Source organism: Microbacterium foliorum, assembly GCF_003367705.1.
Taxonomy (GTDB): Bacteria; Actinomycetota; Actinomycetes; order Actinomycetales; family Microbacteriaceae; genus Microbacterium; species Microbacterium foliorum.
Window position 1 is genome coordinate 1,906,336 of sequence record NZ_CP031425.1, and the last position, 19,325, is coordinate 1,925,660.

Here is a 19,325-nt window from a genome sequence, read left to right on the forward strand (position 1 = left end):
TCACCCTAGCCGCCCTATTGTGGTCGTGTGCGCATAGCCATGGTCACCGACTACTACCTGCCGACGCTGGGCGGAGTGCAGACGGTCATCAAGGCTCATCGCGAGGCCCTGGAGCAGGCAGGGCACGAGGTGTTCGTCTTCGCGCCGCTGGCCGCGGAGAGCGACGACCCGCACGTTGTGCGGCTGCCGACCGCCCGCGGCTTCGCCCCTGACGGGTACCCGTTCACCTGGCCCCCGCAGGCCGCAGCGGAGTCGTTGCGTCGCGAACTCCGGGCCCGCAGGGTCGAGGTGGTCCACGTGCACACCGAGATGTTCGCCGCGCTCGCCGGGTTCGACGCGGCGCGGGCGCTGGGCCTGCCTGTGGTGCAGACCATGCACGGGCGCATCGACGTCTACACGCGATCGGTGCTCCCACTCCCCTCGGTCACGACGATGCTGCTCGCCGCGATGCACCGGCACCGGATGAGCCACGGACGAGCACGCCTCGACCCGACGGCCCCCTACGCAGGGACCCGGATGGCACGCCGCATGTGGCGGCTGATGGTCAGTCAGGCGAACCACGCCGATCATGTCGTCGTGCCGTCCGCGCACTTCGCGGCGAAGCTCGTCGCGCAGGGGGTGCAGACTCCCCTCACCGTGCTGTCGAACGGGCTCGAAGCGAGTGTTCTCCATGCGGTCGGCAGTCCGGAGCCCCGGGAGCTCCGCGCCGGTGAGACCCTCCGAGTCGTGTGGTGCGGACGGTTGTCTCCGGAGAAGCGCCCGCAGGTCTTCGTCGACGCGCTGCGTCGTCTGCCGGGGACCACCGCCGAGATGATCGGCGACGGCGTCGCACGTCGCGCCGTGTCGGCGGCCGCCGCCGATCTGCCGGACGAGCGGCTCACCGTGCACGGCGCGGTGCCCCAGTCGCAGGTGCTCGATGCCATGCGCCGCGCGCATGTGCTGGTATCGACGTCTCTCGACTTCGACAACCAGCCGATGGTCATCCTCGAAGGCATCGCCTCGGGGCTGCCGGTGATCGTCACCGACCCTGATCTGGCCGAGATGCTGCCCGACGGCGGAGGACAGGTGACCCCCACACCCGATGCCGCCGGACTCGCGCACGCGCTTCGCGGCCTGCAGGATGCTCCGGATCGGATCGCCGCGATGAGCGCCGCTGCTCTTGCACACCGGGCTCATGTCGCGCAGGACACGCATCGCGATGCGCTGCTCGACGTCTACCGTGCCGCGATGACCGCCGCGCGCTGAGGCCGGACGTCGGGGTCAGCGTCGGGGTCAGGCGTCGGGGTCAGGCGTCGATGGACTCGCGGGACAGCCGGTCCGACGAATCGATGATGAACTCCCGACGCGGAGCGACCTCATTGCCCATGAGGAGCTCGAACACCCGACCGGCCGCCTCGGCGTCCTCCATGCGCACCCGGCGCAGCAGTCGCCCACCGCGGTCCATCGTCGTGTTGGCGAGCTGCTCGGCATCCATCTCTCCGAGACCCTTGTACCGCTGCAGCGGCTCGTGCCAGCGCTTGCCGGCCTTGCGCAGCTTGGCCAGCAGCGCGTGCATCTCCTGCTCGCTGTACGTGTAGATCGTCTCGTTGGGCTTCGACCCCGGGTTGATCACGATCACGCGATGCAGGGGCGGCACAGCAGCGAACACACGTCCGTGTTCGATCAGCGGGCGCATGTACCGATAGAACAGCGTCAGCAGCAGCGTGCGGATGTGCGCGCCGTCGACATCGGCGTCGCTCATCAGGATGACCTTGCCGTAGCGGGCGGCGTCGATGTCGAAGCTCCGCCCCGACCCCGCACCGATCACCTGGATGATCGACGCGCACTCGGTGTTGGAGAGCATGTCGCCGACGGAGGCCTTCTGCACGTTGAGGATCTTGCCGCGGATCGGCAGAAGGGCCTGGAACTCGCTGTTGCGCGCGTTCTTGGCCGTGCCGAGCGCCGAGTCGCCCTCGACGATGAAGAGCTCGCTGCGCTCGACCTCGTTCGTGCGACAGTCCACGAGCTTGGTGGGAAGCGTCGAGGACTCCAGTGCGTTCTTGCGTCGCTGCGTCTCTTTGTGCGCACGCGCCGACACACGAGCCTTCATCTCGGCGACGACCTTGTCGAGCAGCTGGGTGGCCTGGCTCTTGTCATCGCGTCTGGTCGAGCTGAAGCGCGCCGCGAGATCCTTGCGGATCACCTGGGCCACGATCTGGCGCACGGCCGGTGTGCCGAGGATCTCCTTGGTCTGCCCCTCGAACTGCGGCTCGGGGACGTTCACGGTGAGCACCGCGGTGAGGCCGGCCAGGACGTCGTCCTTCTCGAGCTTGTCGTTGGCGCCGACCTTCAGCCGACGCGCGTTCTGATCGACCTGTGCGCGCAGCACCTTGAGCAGCTCCTGCTCGAAGCCCTGCTGGTGGGTGCCGCCCTTGGGCGTGGAGATGATGTTGACGAACGACCGCGTGGTCGTGTCGTAGCCCGTGCCCCACCGCATGGCGATGTCGACGGCGCAGACGCGCTCGACCTCGGTCGCGATCATGTGGCCGTCGGCCTGCAGCACCGGAACGGTCTCCTTGAAGGTGCCCTCGCCCTGGATGCGCCAGGTGTCGGTGACAGGAGCGTCGTTCGCGAGGTACTCCACGAACTCCGAGATACCGCCGTCGTACCGGTAGGAGGTCTCGATCGGCTGGCCTTCGACCTCGGATCCGTTCGCCGCACGCTCGTCGCGGATGACGAGTTCCAGGCCGGGGACGAGGAAGGCGGTCTGCCGCGCGCGCGTCACCAGCTCGTTGAGCTGGAACGCGGCATCCTTCGTGAAGATCTGGTGGTCGGCCCAGTAGCGGATCCGGGTTCCGGCCGCTCCGCGCGGCGCCTTGCCGATGACCCGCAGTTCGCTCTTGTCGCGGAACGGGGTGAACACGGCATCGGGTCGCTTCTCGCCGTCGTCGGCGAAGAGTCCGGGCTCGCCGCGGTGGAACGACATCGCGTAGGTCTTGCCGCCGCGGTCCACTTCGACGTCGAGGCGCTCCGACAGGGCGTTGACCACTGACGCGCCCACGCCGTGGAGACCGCCGGATGCGGCGTACGAGCCACCGCCGAACTTGCCACCGGCATGCAGCTTCGTGAACACGACCTCGACGCCGGTGAGTCCGGTACGCGGCTCGACGTCGACGGGGATGCCGCGACCGCGGTCGTGGACCTCGACGCTGCCGTCGTCGTGCAGGATGATGTCGATCTTCGACCCGTTGCCGGCGACGGCCTCGTCGACGGCGTTGTCGATGATCTCCCAGAGGCAGTGCATCAGGCCGGGCGATCCGTTCGAGCCGATGTACATACCGGGGCGCTTGCGGACGGCCTCGAGCCCTTCGAGCACTTGGAGATGATGGGCGGAATACTCGGCGGTCACAATCTCCGAGTCTATTCTCCGCGTGGCCTGCGGAGCCGCCGACACTCCTCAGGGCCGGATGAGAGAGGTGCGCAGCGTACGCGCTGAGCGAAACACGCCGCAAACCGGGCATGCCCACAGCGACAGCGTGGTTGTATTGAACACGCCCAGCAGGGACCCGACACTCAAGGAGGCACCGAGATGAACGCAACAACGACCGAACGTGAGACCTCCACCGTCGAGTTCCGCCTGACCGCCATGGATCGCTGTGATTCCTGCGGAGCTCAGGCATACATCGCGGCCGAGGTCAACGGCTCCGAACTCCTCTTCTGCGCCCACCACGGGCGCAAGTACGAAGAGAAGCTTCGCAGCGTCGCGACGAGCTGGCACGATGAGACCGCTCGTCTGATCGACTGATCTCGGATCGATCAGCCTCGGGACCCGTCTTCTGACGGGTCCCGCTCTCGTTAAGGCATGAGCACGCGCCTCACGGCGTGACCACGCGGCGTACACGCGACGTCAGCCGGGTGAGGATCTCCTCGCCGACCGTGTCGATGCGCTCCGCGAGCGTGGTGGCGCTGTCCTCGCCCTGATCCCCCGGGCCGAACACCCACACCCGATCGCCGACGGCTGCGCCGGTCCACCCCGCGACCACCGATGTGGTCGCATCGATGCGTCGCAGCTCGCGCGGACCGTCGGGGGTGCCGACGCGACACCCCGCCAACGACGAGGGGATGCCGTCGAAGGCACCGATCCCGATCACCGCGTCGCCGTCGACGATGTCCACGACGTCTGCGCCGAGGCGCGCGACGGGCTCGATCCCATCGAGCTCCGGCCCCTCCGCCGAGCGGACCCCGTAGCAGAACGCACCGATCCGCGACACCGATCCGCGCAGCTCCGGCCGCCACCATGAGGCGGCCGATGCGGTCAGATGCAGTGCATCGGGCGTCGCACCGGTCTGCCCGGCGACCCGGACCGCTTCGAGGAACAGTCGCTGCGCCTCGTCGTCCTCCGCGTCACTGGCCTCTGCCAGGTGGCTCCAGATACCGACCAGCGCGAGCTCCCCCGCGGACTCCGCGGCGCGGACCTCGACGAGCACGCTCTCCCACTCCGACGGCAGCAGACCGTTGCGGTGCAGGCCGGTGTCGATCTTGAGATGCACCCTGGCACGCCGCTCGAGGTGACGCGCACGGGCGATGATCCGCCGCAGGTATTCCGCACTTCCCACACCGAGGTCGACCCGCGCTCGCAGCGCCTCGTCGATCTCGGCATCGGTTGAGGTGACCCACGCGAGGATCCGACCGGTGTCTCCGAGCACCCGTCGGGCCTCGATGCCGCTGGCGACGTCGTACGAGCCGTACCATTGGACACCGGCGTCCCTGGCGGCTTCGACCGCCCAGCCGAGACCGTGACCGTAGGCGTCGTCCTTCAGCACGACCATCAGCGCCGAGGGGGCGATGCGCTCCTGCACCGCCCGGATGTTGGCGGCGAAACGGGCGGTGCTGATCTCGAGGACCGGACGGCTCATGACTCCCACCCCCGCTCGGCGTGAGCTCCGGCGACCGTGATCAGCTCCGCCACCGTCAGGCCGGTCACCGCGCTCCACCGCGCGAGTGCCGGAGCCGACGGCCCGCGTCCGCCGAAGTACGTGACCTCGACGCCGGGCTCCGTCTCCCCCGCGTCCTGCAGGTCGATCACGCAGACGTCCATCGCGACACGGCCGATGATCGGTCGCTCGACGCCGCTGATCTCGACGTGGGCGGCGTTGCCGAGGCTGCGCACGATCCCCTGGGCGTATCCCCCTGTGACGAGTGCGACGGTCGTGTTCCGCTCGGCCCGATGCGTGTAGCCATAGGACACGGCATCGCCGGGCTGAAGCGGCTTCGTCGACAGCACGGCCCCGGTCAGGCGCATGACGGGGGCCGTCCGCAGGTCGCCGTCGGCGTCGGGCAACCCGTAGAGGAGGAAGGGATCGATGTCGGCCTCCCCATGGATGACGGCGTCGATCCCCTCCAGCCGCAGCGCCTCCGCTTCTTCGACGAAATCGACACGCACGGCTGCGGCGCCGGCGGCGGTGACCGCGTGCGCGACGGCCAGGACTCCGTGCCCCCAGGCATCCCGCCGCAGATCCGCGACACGTCCTCCGGCGGCGACGGCTTCGCCCGCCGCGGAGGCCAGGGCCGCCCGCGAGATCATCGCGCGCGGACGGGAGCTGGATGTCTTCTCACACACCCTCCCACCCTAACTCCGGCCTCCCAGAATGGCAGTCGAGCCCGCCGTAGACTGGATCCGACCCCGACCTTGGAGACCCATGTCACGTTTTTCCCTCGCGCCCCGCCTCCGTTACCTGGCGGACCGCGCCCGCCGCATCGATGTCGCGTCGGTGATCGAGAGGGCCAGAGAGGCCTCGGAACAGCATGGCAAAGCCGTGCCCGTCGTCGTGGTCGACATGCTGTGGTCCGCCGGCCGTCACAACGTCGGCTTCCAGGACTACATCGACTACGACTTCGCGATCCTCACCAAAGCCGAGCGCGACACGTTCATGACCCACCCGGTGTCGAATCAGATCTCGCAGCAGTACGACCACCCGGACTACCGTCACCTCTTCCACGACAAAGCGGAGTTCGACGCCCGCTTCGATGCCTTCCTCAAGCGCGAGTGGATGCTGATCACCGAGGGCAACGCCGACGAGCTGCGTACGTTCACCGAGCGCCAGGGCACGATCGTCGTCAAGGAGACGCACGGGCAGGCCGGCACCGGCGTGCACCGCTACCACGCCGCCGATGTCGCCGACTGGACGGCGTTCCACGCGGAGCTGCTCGCCAAGAAGCAGGTGCTCGTGGAAGAGGTCATCCGGCAGCACGAAGACCTCGCGGCCGTCTGCCCCGGAACCGTGAACACCACGCGCATCACCGCGTTCTTCGACGGCGAGAAGACGCACATCCTCGCCATCGCCCAGAAGTTCGGCCGGGGTGCGGTGAGCGATCAGATGAGCTTCGGCGGCTTCTACACGATGCTCGACGAGAACGGGCACTCGATGGGCCCCGGTTACGACTCCCACGGCCACGTGCACGTCACGCACCCTGACTCGGGCTTCCCCATCGCCGACTTCCAGCTGCCGATGATGGACGAGGTGCGCGCCTTCGTCGATCAGGTCGCCAGGGTCGTGCCGCAGATCCAGTACGTCGGCTGGGACATCGTCGTCACCCCCGACGGACCCGTGCTCGTCGAGGGCAACTGGGGAGCAGGCGTGTACGAGAACAAGCCCAGCGTCACCGGCATCCGCACCGGACACAAGCCTCGCTATCAGGCCGCGATCGGTTTCTGAGCACGACGAGAGAAGCCCCGGATGCTCGGCATCCGGGGCTTCTCTTGAATCGCGCTTATGGGGCTCAGACCTCGCGGACGATCCCCATAGGGGTGGATTGGGTCGCCTGGCCGAGCGGGTTGTCGCCGAGGATCTGCACGAGACGACGCTCGCCGGCCTTGTCGAGGGTCGAACCGAGGATGTTGCCGCCGATGTCGTTGATGTCGACCACGGCGACATCGACCGCCCCACCGACCAGCTTCTGCACCCGCAGCGCGACGTCGCGCGGATTCTTGGGTCCGAGCACGACCGCCTCGTTGTACGGCGGGATCGTGTTCTTGGTGGGGCCGTCGATCGCGCGGGCCTTGTCTCCGGCGATTCGATAGAAATCACCGGTGCGCCCGATCGCCTTCGAGAGGACCGAGACTCCTGCAGCGAACAGGATCCGCAGTGTGCCGCATTCGCGCAACGCCATCTCCATGGTCTCGGGCATGCCGAGACCGATGCCGTACGACGTGCGCACCACATGCTTGGAGAGGAAGCGGGCGAGCGGACGCGGAGTGATCTCGTCGAGACGGTACGATCGGCCCTGCGTGATCGCGACGATCTTCTCGGTCACGAACAGCAGGTCACCGGGCTGCACGGCATCCTTCGCGTACTCCGCGATGACGGAGTCCAGATCGTCGTTCGGCATGACGACCCGGGTGCGCAACGGGATGCGCGCGTAAGTCTTGCCGTCGACGCGGGTCTCGAGCGCTTTGCCCTCGTTCGCCTGCATCACTCGAGGTAGTCCCGCAGCGACTGCGAGCGGCTCGGGTGGCGCAGCTTCGCCATCGTCTTCGACTCGATCTGACGGATGCGCTCACGCGTCACGCCGAACGTGTCTCCGATCTGGTCGAGCGTCTTGGGCTGGCCGTCGCCGAGGCCGAAGCGCATCCGGATGACACCGGCCTCGCGCTCCGACAGCGAATCGAGCAGCTGCTCGAGCTGGCGCTGCAGCATCGTGAATCCGACCGCGTCGGCAGGGACGACGGCCTCGGTGTCCTCGATGAGGTCACCGAACTCGCTGTCACCGTCTTCACCGAGGGGCGTGTGCAGGGAGATCGGCTCGCGACCGTACTTCTGCACCTCGACGACCTTCTCGGGCGTCATGTCCAGCTCGCGGCTGAGCTCTTCCGGAGTGGGCTCGCGGCCCAGGTCCTGCAGCATCTGGCGCTGCACGCGGGCCAGCTTGTTGATGACCTCGACCATGTGCACCGGGATGCGGATGGTGCGGGCCTGGTCGGCCATGGCGCGCGTGATCGCCTGACGGATCCACCAGGTGGCGTAGGTCGAGAACTTGAAGCCCTTGGTGTAGTCGAACTTCTCGACGGCGCGGATGAGGCCGAGGTTGCCCTCCTGGATGAGATCCAGGAACTGCATGCCGCGACCGGTGTAGCGCTTGGCGAGTGAGACGACGAGACGCAGGTTGGCGCCGAGCAGGTGGCTCTTGGCGCGCTGGCCGTCGCGGGCCACCCACTGCAGGTCGAGTCCCAACTGACCGGCCTTCTCGGCGGCGGTCATCGTCGACAGCTTCTCCTCCGCGAACAGACCGGCTTCGATCCGCATCGCGAGCTCGACCTCTTCGGCCGCATTCAGCAGCGCGACCTTTCCGATCTGCTTCAGGTAGTCCTTGACCGGATCAGCGGTCGCACCCGTGATCTGCGTCGAGTACACCGGTACGTCTTCGTCGTCGTTGGACGAGATGACGATCGCGCCGGTGGGCAGGGGCTCGGTGAACGCAGGCTTCGCGTCCTCGTCGTCCTCCTCGGGCTCTGCGGCGGCGGGGGCCTCGTCGTCTTCGACGATGTCATCCGCCTTCTTCTTCTTCGCAGGCGCGCGCTTGGCGGCCGCCCGCTGCGCCGCGGTCTTCGGGACGGGCTTCTCAGCCGTCTCCTCGACGGGAGCGTCGACCTCGGGAGCGTCGGCCGTCTTCTTCGTCCGGGTCTTCTTCGTCGTGGCAGGAGTCACGTTTCGCCTTTCACGGGGCCGCTCACAGGCCCCGGAGCATTTCGGACACTAGTAAGACCCTTGTCAAGTCAGATCTCCGAAAAGATCGATTGACAACGGGTCAGAGTCCTAGTATCGCACACGTGCGGGCATGCCGGTGCATTCGGGCGAAGTTTCGACCGGTACCTCAGCCGCGACCTGGCTTGTCCTCGTCACCGCTCGGTCGCGAGGCGAGATACCGCTCGAGCTCGGCCGCCAGCTCGTCCGCGCTGGGGAGGTCGCGCTCGTTGAAACCGCCCTCGTCGTACGAGCCGTCCTCGGGGTCGCGACCGGCCATGTAGGCGTCGTAGCGGCGCTCGAGCCCGTGGACCATCTGCTGCAGCTCGTCATTGCCGAGAACCTGCTCGTCGATGCGGGCCAGGTAGTCCTCGCGACGGTCCTGGACCACGTCGAGGAGAAGCACGAGGCCGGTCGCGGCCATCAGCTTCTCCGCCGCCGCGATGACGGCATCCGGGTTCTCGGTCTCGGCCAGGTAGTGCGGAACGAGGAGCACGAAGCCGACGACCCGCTCACCGTGCTCGGCGAAGCGGAACTCGAGCAGATGACCCGCCGTCGCCGGCACCTGGGTGCGGGGACGCCAGACGGAATGGGCCACCGTGAGCTCACGGCGGTTGCCGCTCACCGTGGTGCCGATCGGACGCGTGTGCGGCACGGGCATGGCGATCGAATGGACCCAGTTGAGCCCGGACACCTCGAACTCGTCGGCCAGCTCCACCACCGTGCGTGCGAACTCGTTCCAGGCGAAGTCGGGCTCGTAGCCCGCCAGCAGCAGGAACTTCTGGCCGAGCGCGTCGGTCGCCAGGGAGAGTTCGAGCCGAGCGGGGCGGAACTCGGTGAGGTGATCCTGATCGAAAGAGATCACCGGGCGACGCGCCCGGTAGTCCAGCAGCACGTCGTTGTCGAAGACCGCGATCGGCCGAGGGGAGGTCGTCTCGCGGAGGTGCTCGATGAGCCCCGAGACTGCGTTGCCCGCGTCGGTGAAACCCGTCAGGAGCAGCACAAGGGGCAGCCCGCGCGGCACTGCCGGCGCGTTCGCGACACGTTCATGGATCTCTCCGGAGAAGGGCATGTGTCCATGCTACGAGCCGCATCGCGGCGACGGGTGACGGCCGTCATGCTGAGAGCGAACAGGCCGCCCGCCGTCCCCACGTCCGACCATCCCTAGGATGGAGGTATGACGCTTCCCGCGCTCTCGCGCACCTCAGATCAGTTTCCCGGAAGCGCTGCAGACGCCGCAGTGCTCGTCATCTCCGACATCTCGGACTCGACGGATTCGCTGGCCGCCCACACCGGGCTGGCCGAATCGCTCGAGGGGATCGGCTTCACCGGCTCGCCGTCCGCATTCACCCGCGTGTACGCGCCCGAGGTCACCACGCTCCCCTTCGCCGTGGTCGGCGTGGGAGGCACGCCCGACGCCGCCGCCGTCCGCGATGCCGTGGGGACCGCGCTGCGCTCCCTGACCGGCTTCGCCGCCGTCGCCGTCGCCCTCTCCCCCGAGCTCGACGCATTCGCCGATGCGGCCGCCGAGGGCGCCGTGCTCGGCGGCTACCGGTTCGACGACTACCGCCGCGAGCAGGGCAAGACCCGTGCCTCCGCCGTCGTCCTGCACGCGGATCTCGACGATTCCGCTCTGCACAGGGCGGTCGCCGTGGGCGAGGCCGTGGCACTCATCAAGGACCTCGTCTCGACGCCTGCGGAGTGGCAGAGCCCCGCGCAGCTGGCGCAGAGCGCCGCCGACAGCGTCGCGGACCTCGACGTGTCCGTGACGATCTACGACGAGGAGCGGCTCGCCGCAGAGGGCTTCGGGGGAATCCTCGGCGTCGCCCAGGGATCCGACCGACCGCCGCGCCTGGTCAGACTCGACTACGCGCCCGAGAACGCCATGCGCCACATCGCCCTCGTCGGCAAGGGGATCACGTTCGACACCGGAGGCCTCTCGCTCAAGCCTGCGGCGTCGATGGTCGGCATGAAGTTCGACATGGCGGGCGCCGCCACCGGAGCCGCCGCCGTGCGTGCGATCGCCGCGCTCGGACTCCCGGTGCGGGTGACCGCCTGGCTGTGCATCACCGACAACATGCCGTCCGGACGTGCGCTGCGCCCGGGCGACGTCATCCGCATGCTCGACGGCACGACGGTCGAGGTCCCGAACACGGATGCCGAGGGACGGCTGGTGCTCGCCGACGGTCTGGTCGCGGCCAGCCGTGAGAATCCCGATCTCATCATCGACGTCGCCACGCTGACCGGAGCGATCGTGATGGCCCTCGGACACCGACACACGGGCGTGTTCGGCGACGACGACGCGGTCGCCGAGTTCCTGTCCGCGGCGGAGAAGGCCGACGAGCTCGCCTGGCACATGCCGCTGCCGGTCTACATGGAGGAGATGCTCGACTCCCCCATCGCCGACATGCAGAACGCCAACATGGGCGACCGCATGGGCGGGGCGTCGTATGCAGGAATGTTCCTGCGCCGCTTCATCGGCCGGGTCTCGGACGAGAAGGACGCGCCGCGGATCCCGTGGGTGCATCTCGACATCGCGGGATCCGGAGAGCACAACGGTGCGCCGTACGGCTTCACCGGCAAGGGCCCGACCGGGGCGATGGTCCGATCGATCATCGCGTTCGCCGAAGCATCCCACAAGGAGGCATGACCATGACCACGCAGACCTTCGACATCGTCGTCCTGGGCGGGGGAAGCGGCGGCTACGCCGCGGCTCTGCGCGCGAGCGAGCTGGGCAAGTCCGTCGCGCTCATCGAGAAGGACAAGGTGGGCGGCACCTGCCTGCACCGCGGCTGCATCCCCACCAAAGCCCTGCTGCACGCCGCGGAGGTCGCCGAGCACGTGCGCGATGCCGCCCATGTGGGAATCACCGCGACCCTCGAGAGCATCGACCCCGCGGGTGTGCGCGCCTACCGCGAAGGGATCGTCGCGAAGAAGTACAAGGGGCTCGAGGGCCTCGTGAAGGCCCGCGGGATCACCACGGTCGCCGGCACCGGACGCCTCAACGCGGACCGGTCGGTCAGTGTCGGCGATGATGTGTACGTCGGCACCGACGTCATCCTCGCGACCGGCTCGTACAGCCGCACCCTGCCAGGTCTCGAGATCGGTGGACGCATCCTGACGAGCGAGCAGGCGCTCTCCCTCGACGTCATCCCCGAGCGCGTCCTGGTGCTCGGGGGCGGTGTCATCGGCGTCGAGTTCGCCAGCGTCTGGCGCTCCTTCGACACCGAGGTCACGATCATCGAGGCGCTCCCGCATCTCGTCCCCAATGAGGACATCGCGATGAGCAAGGGCCTGGAGCGGGCGTTCCGACGCCGCGGCATCCAGTACTCGCTCGGTGTGCGCTACCAGAGCGCGACGCAGGACGACACGTCGGTCACGGTCACGCTCGAAGACGGCACGACCTTCACCGCCGACTACCTGCTCGTCGCTGTCGGCCGCGGCCCCGTCACCGCCGATCTCGGATTCGAAGAGGCGGGGGTCGCCCTCGATCGCGGTTTCGTCACCGTCGACCAGGATCTGCGCACCGGCGTCCCCGGGGTGTGGGCCGTGGGCGACATCACGCCGGGCCTGCAGCTGGCACACCGGGGATTCCAGCAGGGGATCGCGGTCGCGGAGCGGATCGCCGGGCTCTCCCCCGTCAACATCCCCGACTCGCAGATTCCCAAGGTGACCTACTCGAGCCCCGAGGTCGCCTCGGTCGGGATCACCGAGGATGCAGCCGTCGCAGAGCATGGAGCGGATGCGGTGGTCGCCTACGAGTACAACCTCGCGGGCAACGGCAAGAGCGAGATCATCGGAACCAGCGGTCTCGTGAAGGTCGTCCGCCTGAAGGACGGGCCCGTCGTCGGCGTCCATCTGCTCGGCGATCGTGTGGGCGAACTCATCACCGAGGGCCAGCTCGCCGTCGCGTGGGAGGCCCACCCCGAGGACATCGCCCCCCTCATCCACGCGCACCCCACCCAGAGCGAGGCACTCGGCGAAGCCTTCCTCGCTCTCGCGGGAAAGCCGCTGCACGCCCTCTGAACACCAACCGGTGAACAGTTCACTAAGCTAGTCACGCGTCATTTAACTTCTTGAAGGAGACTCAGTCATGAGCACATCCGTCGTCCTCCCTCCGCTCGGCGAGAGCGTCACAGAGGGTACGGTCACCCGCTGGCTCAAGCAGGTGGGAGACACCGTTCAGGCGGACGAAGGCCTGCTCGAGATCTCGACCGACAAAGTCGACACCGAGATCCCGTCGCCCGTCACCGGCGTGATCGAGGAGATCCTCGTCGCCGAAGATGAGACCGTCGAGGTCGGAGCGCTTCTCGCGCGCATCGGCGACGGCAGTGCCGCGGCACCGTCGGACGACGCCCCCGCGCAGGCCGCACCGGCCGTAGAGCAGGCTCCCGAGCCCGCCGCGCCGGCGCCCGCCGCCGAAGAGCCCGCCGCACCGGCCGAGCCCGCTCCGGCGGCACCCGCCGAGTCGTCGGCTCCCGCCGCCTCCGGCGACGCCACCGACATCGTCCTCCCCGAACTCGGCGAGAGCGTCACCGAGGGCACCGTCACGCGCTGGCTGAAGCAGATCGGCGACAGCGTCGAGGTCGATGAGGCTCTGCTCGAGATCTCCACCGACAAGGTCGACACCGAGATCCCCTCGCCGGTCGCCGGCGTGCTGCAGGAGATCGTCGCCGCCGAAGACGAGACCGTCGCCGTCGGCGCAGTCCTCGCCCGCGTCGGATCCGGTGCGGCCCCCGCAGCTGCACCGGCAGAGGCTCCGGCCCCCGCCGCCGAGGCTCCTGCCCCGGCCCCGGCCCCGGCCGCGCAGGCTCCCGTCTCCGAGACGCCCGTCGACAAGCCCGCGGAGCGTCCCGCCGCCGAGGCACCTGTCGCGGCTCCCGCCGAAGCCGCTCCTGAGCAGGCGACCGGCGGAGCCGCAGGTGGATCCTCGACCCCGGCGCCCGCTGCCGAGCAGAAGCTGTCGCTGCCGACCGAGAGCGACAACCTCTACGTGACGCCGCTCGTGCGTCGCCTGGCGTCGCAGCAGGGCGTCGACCTCGCGAGCGTCACCGGCACCGGAGTCGGTGGACGCATCCGCAAGGAGGACGTGCTGAAGGCCGCGGAGAGCGCCAGTGCGGCGCCCGCTGCCGCTGCTGCTCCGGCAGCACCCGCACCGCTCGAGGTCTCGCCGCTGCGCGGCACGACCCAGCCGATGTCGCGTCTGCGCAAGGTTCTCGCCAAGCGCGCCGTGGAGTCCATGCAGCAGACCGCTCAGCTGACGACGGTCGTCGAGGTCGATGTGACGGCGCTGGCCGAGTACCGCGACAGCGTCAAGGGATCGTTCCTCGAGAAGACCGGTGACAAGCTCTCGTTCCTGCCGTTCTTCGCGCTGGCAGCCGCGGAGGCGCTGCGCGCCTTCCCGATCGTCAACGCGACGGTCGACGGCGAGCAGATCGTCTACCCCGAATCCGAGAACGTGTCGATCGCGGTCGACACCGAGCGCGGTCTGCTGACCCCGGTCCTTCGTGACGCGGCGTCGAAGAACATCGCCGAGATCGCCCACGAGATCGCCGACCTCGCCGCTCGCACCCGCGACAACAAGCTGAAGCCCGACGAGCTCGCCGGCGGCACGTTCACGCTGACCAACACCGGTTCGCGCGGCGCGCTGTTCGACACCCCCGTCGTGTTCCTGCCCCAGTCGGCGATCCTCGGCACCGGCACGGTCGTCAAGCGCCCCGGCCTCGTCAAGGTCGGCGGAGCCGATGCGATCGCCGTGCGCTCGTACGTCTACCTCGCGCTGTCGTACGACCACCGCATCATCGACGGTGCAGACGCCGCTCGCTTCCTCGGCGCCGTCAAGGCACGCCTCGAGTCGGCGCAGTTCGCCGCTCAGCTCGGAGCCTGACCGCACTACTGCATCACCCTGGCTGGTCCGCGACGTCGTAGGCGTCGCGGACCAGCCATTTCTCTTCGATCCGCACGAGGACGAGCATCCATTCGCGCAGCGCGGACGCAGCCTCCTGCGCATCGTGGACGGGTGATGACACCCTGACGACGGCGAGGTCACCGTACTGGTCGACCGGCGCGAACGTCAGTCGGTCTTCGTCGCCCTCGGCGGTCTCGGCGATCGCCTTCCCGAACGTCGAGGATGCGGTGGCCGAACCCTCGGCCACCGCATCGGCGCATACGGCATCTCCTGCAGCGAGGCACGTCGTGAGCATGGCGAGCACCGCAGGTGCAGCGAGCACCGGATCGTCCGAAGTCGACGGAGCGACCTCGGACTCCGCGGAGTCGTCGGGACGCGCGGTTCCCTCGGGGTCTGCGGGGTCGGTATCGTCAGCGCGGTCGACATCGTCGGCGGGTTCCGCCGGCGTCGTCGGCCCCGAGGGGGCCTCGTGCCCGTGCGCTTCCGCACCTGCCGCCTCCCCGCTCAGCGGACGCTCTGCGGGCTCGTCGTGGCCCTGCGTCGCCCCGGCCGGCCACAGGAGCCCTGCGGCCAGCACGACGGAGGCGGCGACGGCGGCCACCAGCGCCGCGCGCCTGTGCCGCGTCCGCGATCGATTCGGCCGCCCCGGCACCTTCCCGTCGTCGTGAGCGGCCCGGCGCCCTTCAGCCATCACGGCGGGGCGGCGCACTCGGAGCATCCGGAGACCTCGGAGCACCCGGACCCCTCGGGATGCGATCTCCGCCACGCTCGTCGCGCCCGCGACGACGATGCGCCGGACGACGACGGAGGGAGAGGAACGGCTCGTCCCCTCGATCCGCCCATCGCGTCGGGAGACGGGGGCCGGCACGACCCTGCGTCCCGCGTCGAGATCTCGAACGCGCACCGGTTCCTGCAGCGACCGCTGCAGAGGGCGCGGCGCCGCGGTGTCGAGCAGATCGGTCTCCCAGCGCTCGAGCCTGCGCGTGGACATCCGGGCCGCGCCACCGGCAGCCCGCAGCCCCTCGGCGATATGACCGAGCAATCGGCTCAATGCGCGGTCGCCGCAGCCCTGGTGAAGCTGCTCCACGAGGCGGGCTGTGGCCGCGCACACGTCGGCGCCACTGCCGATCACGAAGAGCGGACGCCCGTCGTCGGTGAGCCACCACTCGCCCGCGCAGTCGCCGTCGTCGGAGGAGATGAGCTCAGCGACCCCGCGCAGGAGGCTCGCCACCAGCGTCGTCATCTCCCCCGCCGCGAGGGGCATCTCTGCCAGCGTCCGACACCCGAGCAGCGCGCCGACACGCTCCGTGCACCAGGGCAGGAGCACATCGTGCCCGCCCGGCCGGCGCGCGAGATCGACGGGCGCGGCGACGTGCTCATCCCCCGCATGCGCCCAGCCCGCCCAGCCGCCGAGCTCCGCCGCGTCGACCAGCACGGCCGCCGACCCTCCCTGAACAACGAGCGGACCCGCGAACGGGCCCTCGTCGGCATCGAGCCGGCGGATCACGCGGTGCACACCGGGCACGAGGGGCGCATCGCGCATTCGGGACTCTCTGACTGCCATGACCCCACCCCATCGCACCCGCGGCCGCAGAAGGACCCCACAGTGCCAGTGGGGATCGAATCCCCCGTATTCGCCATCGGTGCAGGAGCCGTGTCGACCTGCGAATCCGCCCGACGCGAACGACGACGTGCGCGCACCGCGCAGTCGGTATCCTTGTTGCATGGCAAACCGCACGTCCGCGCCCGAGAAGCGTCCGGGGTTCTTCTCCCAGATCAGATCCCTCTTCAAGTTCACGAGGGAGATCTACCCCTGGCTCCCCTGGGCCCAGATCGCGATGCTCGTGCTCGGCGTCCTCGTCGGACTCATCGTCGGGTACCTGATCCCGCCGTTCCAGGTGTGGACCCTGATCCTCTGGGGCATCTCGGGTCTGATGCTCGGCATCCTCGGCGCGATGTTCCTCATGACGCGCCTGTCGACGTCGGCCATGTACCAGAAGATCGACGGCATGCCCGGTGCCACCGGACATGTGCTCAGCACCAGCCTCGGCCGCAACTGGCAGGGCTCGGAGACTCCCGTCGGCATCAACCCCAAGACGCAGGATGCGGTCTACCGCGCCGTCGGCCGCGGCGGCGTCGTCGTGGTCGGAGAGGGCTCGCGCGGACGTCTGAGCCGCCTGGTCAACGATGAGCGCAGCAAGGCCGCTCGGGTCGCCCACGGCGTGCCCGTGACGGTGATCTACATCGGCCACGGCGACGACGACGTCGCGATCGCCGACCTCGCCAAGACGGTCAAGAAGCTTCCGAAGGTGATCGACAAGGCCACGATGGGTGCTGTGATCCGCCGCATCGAGTCCGTGTCGCAGTCGATCTCCTCGCTGCCGATCCCCAAGGGCATCGACCCCACCAAGGTCAGGGCGCAGCGCCCGCGCTGATCCCGCACCACCGCAGAAGAACGAAGCGCGGCCGCCCTCATCCGAGGAACGGCCGCGCTTCGTCGTTCACTCCGACAGCGGCTGTCGTGGAAGCCGGCGCACCTTGGCGCGACGACGACGACGCTCGGGAACCATCGATCGCATCTCGTCGAGCTTGCCGAAGCAGAACAGTCGATCCTCGGCCTCGAGAACCACGTGCTTACGGGGGTTCGGGATGACCGAGACGCCCCGGTGCAGGGTGAGAACCGTGATGTCGCGCTCCCAGAGACCGGCCTCGCCGAGGGTCTTGCCCACCAGGTCCACGGCCCCGTGCACCATGAGCTCGGCGACTCCGTAGCCCGTCGAGACGGTCAGCCGCTGACGGACATCGATCTCGGGGAACGCAACCTGGCCGGCGATGTAGTCGATGATCGCACCGGCGACGTCGAGCTTGGTGGCCGTCTCGATGCCCTGCAGCCCGGGAGACGAATTGACCTCCATCACCAGCGGCCCGTCCTCCCCCTCGAGCATGTCGACGCCAGCCACGCGGAGTCCCATGATCTGCGCCGATCGCACCGCCGCGCGCTCGTAGACGGGGTCGAGTTCGACCGCCTCGACGGATCCGCCGCGGTGCACATTCGAGCGGAACTCGTCACCCGCCGCCGAGCGTCGCATCGCCGCCACGACGCGGTCGCCCACGACGAGGGCGCGGATGTCACGGCCGCGGCTCTCGGAGATGAACTTCTGGATGAGCACGTTCTGCTTCGTGGAGTGCAGTGTCTCGATGATGGCCTCGGCCACCTTCACCTGCGGGGCGAGGATCACGCCGATTCCCTGGGTGCCCTCGAGCAGCTTGATCACCACGGGAGCACCGCCGACCCGCTCGATCGCGGGGCGCACGTCGGCGCGGTTGCGCACGAAGGCGGTGGGCGGCATCGCGATGTTGTGCCGGGACAGGATCTGGTTCGCCCGGAGCTTGTCACGGGCGCTGGAGATGCCGTTGGCCGTGTTGGGCGTGTAGACGTCCATCTGCTCGAACTGGCGCACCACGGCCGTGCCGAAGTACGTGATCGAGTTGCCGATGCGCGGGAGGATCGCGTCGTAATCGCTGAGCTGGCGGCCACGGTAATGCAGGTCGGGCTCGTCGGCGGTGAGGTCGATCGCGAAGCGCAGCGTGTTGAGCACCTTGACGGTGTGACCACGCTGAAGAGCCGCGGCTCGCAGTCGTTGGGTGGAGTACGCCTGCGGCGCACGGGAGAGCACTGCGATCTTCACGGGGAATTCCTGCCAGGATGGTCGGGTGAACAAGTCGTCCCACCATTCAAACACCCTTATCGGGTGGCGAGAATGGGTGAGCCTGCCTGATCTCGGCGTCGATTGGCTCAAAGCCAAGATCGACACGGGTGCGCGGACCTCGTCCTTGCATGCGTTCGAGATCCATGAGTTCGAGCGCGACGGCGTGTCGTGGGTGCGATTCCGCGTCAAGCCCTGGCAGGACAGCCAGGAGGATGCGGTCGTCGTCGAGTCCCCGGTGCACGACCGACGCGCGGTGCGCAGCTCCTCCGGCCACGCCCAGGAGCGTCTGGTCGTCGAGATGCTCATCCGCCTGCACGACCGCGAAGTGCTCGCCGAGGTGACGCTGAGCAACCGTGACGAGATGGGATTCCGGATGCTCATCGGGCGCGAGGCTCTCCGTCGGGGTTACCTCGTCGATCCCGCGCGCTCCTTCGTCGGTGGACGGGCGCCGCGCGAGGCCCGACGCCGCAACCGCGGCAAGGAGTGACGCGCCGGCTCAGGCGCGGATGAGCACGAGCCCCGTCGCCTTGTCGTGGAGTCCGCGCTGGTCGGCGTCGAACACGACCGCGGGAATCACGATGACGAGCAGCAGCGTGCGCACGATCGGACGCCACAGCCCCACCCAGCCGCCGTCGAGGCACACGAGACGCATCCCGAGGATGCGGTGTCCCGGGCTTCCGCCTGCGGTCGGGATGAACAGGATCTGCAGGACCGCGAAGACCGCCATCGGAGCGAACATGGTCAGCCCCGCCTCGCTCGGCAGCGCGAACTGGTCATAGCCCAGGAACCCCGTGGCGATGATCGTCGCGGCGAGATAGTCGATGAGGAGCGCGCCGATCCGCCGGCCCGGTCTGGCGATGCTGCCCGTACCCGTCCGGGGCATTCCGAGGCGTTCTCCGGGATACGTGTTCACAGCGTCCGTCACGTCACAAGCCTACCGGCGCGTAACACGCTCGAAACAAAGCGGATACCGTGGAGTAACGCCCC

General features: G+C 68.7%; 17 protein-coding genes. 8 read left to right on the top strand and 9 right to left on the bottom strand.

What is annotated here, in order from left to right:
* Window positions 1-27: 27 nt before the first annotated feature.
* Window positions 28-1,245, top strand: a complete 1,218-nt coding sequence (locus DXT68_RS08870) for a glycosyltransferase (protein ID WP_045255026.1) — start codon at window positions 28-30, stop codon at window positions 1,243-1,245.
* A 40-nt stretch (window positions 1,246-1,285) separates the two neighbouring features.
* On the opposite strand, the gene DXT68_RS08875 is transcribed toward DXT68_RS08870, so the two are convergent.
* Window positions 1,286-3,388 carry a DNA gyrase/topoisomerase IV subunit B gene (locus DXT68_RS08875; RefSeq protein ID WP_082069009.1) on the bottom strand — a complete coding sequence of 701 codons (2,103 nt, stop codon included), beginning with the start codon at window positions 3,386-3,388 and terminating at the stop codon, window positions 1,286-1,288.
* 180 nt (window positions 3,389-3,568) lie between these two features.
* Between DXT68_RS08875 and DXT68_RS08880 the strand changes: the two genes are divergently transcribed.
* The gene (locus DXT68_RS08880) at window positions 3,569-3,784 is read left to right on the top strand and encodes a DUF7455 domain-containing protein (RefSeq protein WP_045255025.1); all 216 of its coding nucleotides are present in this window, start codon (window positions 3,569-3,571) and stop codon (window positions 3,782-3,784) included.
* 70 nt (window positions 3,785-3,854) lie between these two features.
* Here the strand turns inward: DXT68_RS08880 and DXT68_RS08885 are convergent, their stop codons facing one another.
* Both DXT68_RS08885 and DXT68_RS08890 read right to left on the bottom strand, forming a co-directional pair.
* On the bottom strand, window positions 3,855-4,895 hold the full coding sequence (locus tag DXT68_RS08885; protein ID WP_045255024.1) for an alanine racemase: 1,041 nt from the start codon (window positions 4,893-4,895) through the stop codon (window positions 3,855-3,857).
* Window positions 4,892-5,599, bottom strand: coding sequence for an alanine racemase (locus tag DXT68_RS08890; protein WP_230108199.1), 708 nt, complete (start codon window positions 5,597-5,599; stop codon window positions 4,892-4,894). Before DXT68_RS08890 ends, DXT68_RS08885 begins: the two co-directional genes overlap by 4 nt.
* 79 nt (window positions 5,600-5,678) lie before the next feature.
* On the opposite strand from DXT68_RS08890, the gene DXT68_RS08895 reads away from it, so the two are divergent.
* The gene (locus DXT68_RS08895) at window positions 5,679-6,695 is read left to right on the top strand and encodes a sugar-transfer associated ATP-grasp domain-containing protein (RefSeq protein WP_045255022.1); all 1,017 of its coding nucleotides are present in this window, start codon (window positions 5,679-5,681) and stop codon (window positions 6,693-6,695) included.
* Window positions 6,696-6,759: 64 nt separating this feature from the next.
* Here DXT68_RS08895 and DXT68_RS08900 read toward each other — a convergent pair whose 3' ends face one another.
* The 3 genes from DXT68_RS08900 to DXT68_RS08910 form a co-directional block, all read right to left on the bottom strand.
* On the bottom strand, window positions 6,760-7,452 hold the full coding sequence (locus tag DXT68_RS08900; protein WP_045255021.1) for a coenzyme F420-0:L-glutamate ligase: 693 nt from the start codon (window positions 7,450-7,452) through the stop codon (window positions 6,760-6,762).
* A complete protein-coding gene (locus DXT68_RS08905; RefSeq protein WP_045255020.1) occupies window positions 7,452-8,684 on the bottom strand; it encodes an RNA polymerase sigma factor in 1,233 nt (410 codons plus the stop codon). The genes DXT68_RS08900 and DXT68_RS08905 overlap by 1 nt, the downstream gene beginning before the upstream one ends.
* A 166-nt stretch (window positions 8,685-8,850) precedes the next feature.
* The gene (locus DXT68_RS08910) at window positions 8,851-9,792 is read right to left on the bottom strand and encodes a proteasome assembly chaperone family protein (RefSeq protein ID WP_045255019.1); all 942 of its coding nucleotides are present in this window, start codon (window positions 9,790-9,792) and stop codon (window positions 8,851-8,853) included.
* A 105-nt stretch (window positions 9,793-9,897) separates the two neighbouring features.
* On the opposite strand from DXT68_RS08910, the gene DXT68_RS08915 reads away from it, so the two are divergent.
* The 3 genes from DXT68_RS08915 (at window position 9,898) to sucB (ending at window position 14,607) form a co-directional block, all read left to right on the top strand.
* Entirely contained in the window at window positions 9,898-11,370 is a 1,473-nt protein-coding gene (locus DXT68_RS08915) for a leucyl aminopeptidase (RefSeq protein WP_045255018.1), read from the top strand.
* A 2-nt stretch (window positions 11,371-11,372) separates the two neighbouring features.
* A complete protein-coding gene (gene lpdA / locus DXT68_RS08920) occupies window positions 11,373-12,746 on the top strand; it encodes a dihydrolipoyl dehydrogenase (RefSeq protein WP_045255017.1) in 1,374 nt (457 codons plus the stop codon).
* Between the two features lie 67 nt (window positions 12,747-12,813).
* Window positions 12,814-14,607 (top strand): 2-oxoglutarate dehydrogenase, E2 component, dihydrolipoamide succinyltransferase, encoded by a 1,794-nt coding sequence (sucB, locus tag DXT68_RS08925; protein WP_115760480.1) that lies wholly within the window; start codon window positions 12,814-12,816, stop codon window positions 14,605-14,607.
* Window positions 14,608-14,620: 13 nt separating this feature from the next.
* Here the strand turns inward: sucB and DXT68_RS08930 are convergent, their stop codons facing one another.
* Window positions 14,621-16,171, bottom strand: a complete 1,551-nt coding sequence (locus tag DXT68_RS08930) for a hypothetical protein (RefSeq protein ID WP_052677612.1) — start codon at window positions 16,169-16,171, stop codon at window positions 14,621-14,623.
* Between the two features lie 181 nt (window positions 16,172-16,352).
* Here DXT68_RS08930 and DXT68_RS08935 point away from each other — a divergent pair, with 181 nt between their 5' ends.
* On the top strand, window positions 16,353-17,063 hold the full coding sequence (locus DXT68_RS08935; RefSeq protein ID WP_045253009.1) for a DUF4191 family protein: 711 nt from the start codon (window positions 16,353-16,355) through the stop codon (window positions 17,061-17,063).
* A gap of 66 nt (window positions 17,064-17,129) precedes the next feature.
* On the opposite strand, the gene DXT68_RS08940 is transcribed toward DXT68_RS08935, so the two are convergent.
* Entirely contained in the window at window positions 17,130-18,317 is a 1,188-nt protein-coding gene (locus tag DXT68_RS08940; protein WP_045253010.1) for a RimK family alpha-L-glutamate ligase, read from the bottom strand.
* A 25-nt stretch (window positions 18,318-18,342) separates the two neighbouring features.
* On the opposite strand from DXT68_RS08940, the gene DXT68_RS08945 reads away from it, so the two are divergent.
* Window positions 18,343-18,825 carry an ATP-dependent zinc protease family protein gene (locus DXT68_RS08945; protein WP_200946588.1) on the top strand — a complete coding sequence of 161 codons (483 nt, stop codon included), beginning with the start codon at window positions 18,343-18,345 and terminating at the stop codon, window positions 18,823-18,825.
* Between the two features lie 9 nt (window positions 18,826-18,834).
* Here the strand turns inward: DXT68_RS08945 and DXT68_RS08950 are convergent, their stop codons facing one another.
* Window positions 18,835-19,221, bottom strand: coding sequence for an RDD family protein (locus tag DXT68_RS08950; protein WP_115760557.1), 387 nt, complete (start codon window positions 19,219-19,221; stop codon window positions 18,835-18,837).
* Between the last annotated feature and the right edge of the window lie 104 nt (window positions 19,222-19,325).

What these genes read in the sequence shown, in the direction of transcription:
- DXT68_RS08880 (WP_045255025.1), top strand. Translation starts at nt 3,569, where the DNA reads ATGAACGCAACAACGACCGAACGTGAGACCTCCACCGTCGAGTTCCGC.
- DXT68_RS08885 (WP_045255024.1), bottom strand. Translation starts at nt 4,895, where the DNA reads ATGAGCCGTCCGGTCCTCGAGATCAGCACCGCCCGTTTCGCCGCCAAC.
- DXT68_RS08895 (WP_045255022.1), top strand. Translation starts at nt 5,679, where the DNA reads ATGTCACGTTTTTCCCTCGCGCCCCGCCTCCGTTACCTGGCGGACCGC.
- DXT68_RS08900 (WP_045255021.1), bottom strand. Translation starts at nt 7,452, where the DNA reads ATGCAGGCGAACGAGGGCAAAGCGCTCGAGACCCGCGTCGACGGCAAG.
- DXT68_RS08910 (WP_045255019.1), bottom strand. Translation starts at nt 9,792, where the DNA reads ATGCCCTTCTCCGGAGAGATCCATGAACGTGTCGCGAACGCGCCGGCA.
- DXT68_RS08915 (WP_045255018.1), top strand. Translation starts at nt 9,898, where the DNA reads ATGACGCTTCCCGCGCTCTCGCGCACCTCAGATCAGTTTCCCGGAAGC.
- lpdA (WP_045255017.1), top strand. Translation starts at nt 11,373, where the DNA reads ATGACCACGCAGACCTTCGACATCGTCGTCCTGGGCGGGGGAAGCGGC.
- sucB (WP_115760480.1), top strand. Translation starts at nt 12,814, where the DNA reads ATGAGCACATCCGTCGTCCTCCCTCCGCTCGGCGAGAGCGTCACAGAG.
- DXT68_RS08930 (WP_052677612.1), bottom strand. Translation starts at nt 16,171, where the DNA reads ATGCGCGATGCGCCCCTCGTGCCCGGTGTGCACCGCGTGATCCGCCGG.
- DXT68_RS08935 (WP_045253009.1), top strand. Translation starts at nt 16,353, where the DNA reads ATGGCAAACCGCACGTCCGCGCCCGAGAAGCGTCCGGGGTTCTTCTCC.
- DXT68_RS08950 (WP_115760557.1), bottom strand. Translation starts at nt 19,221, where the DNA reads ATGCCCCGGACGGGTACGGGCAGCATCGCCAGACCGGGCCGGCGGATC.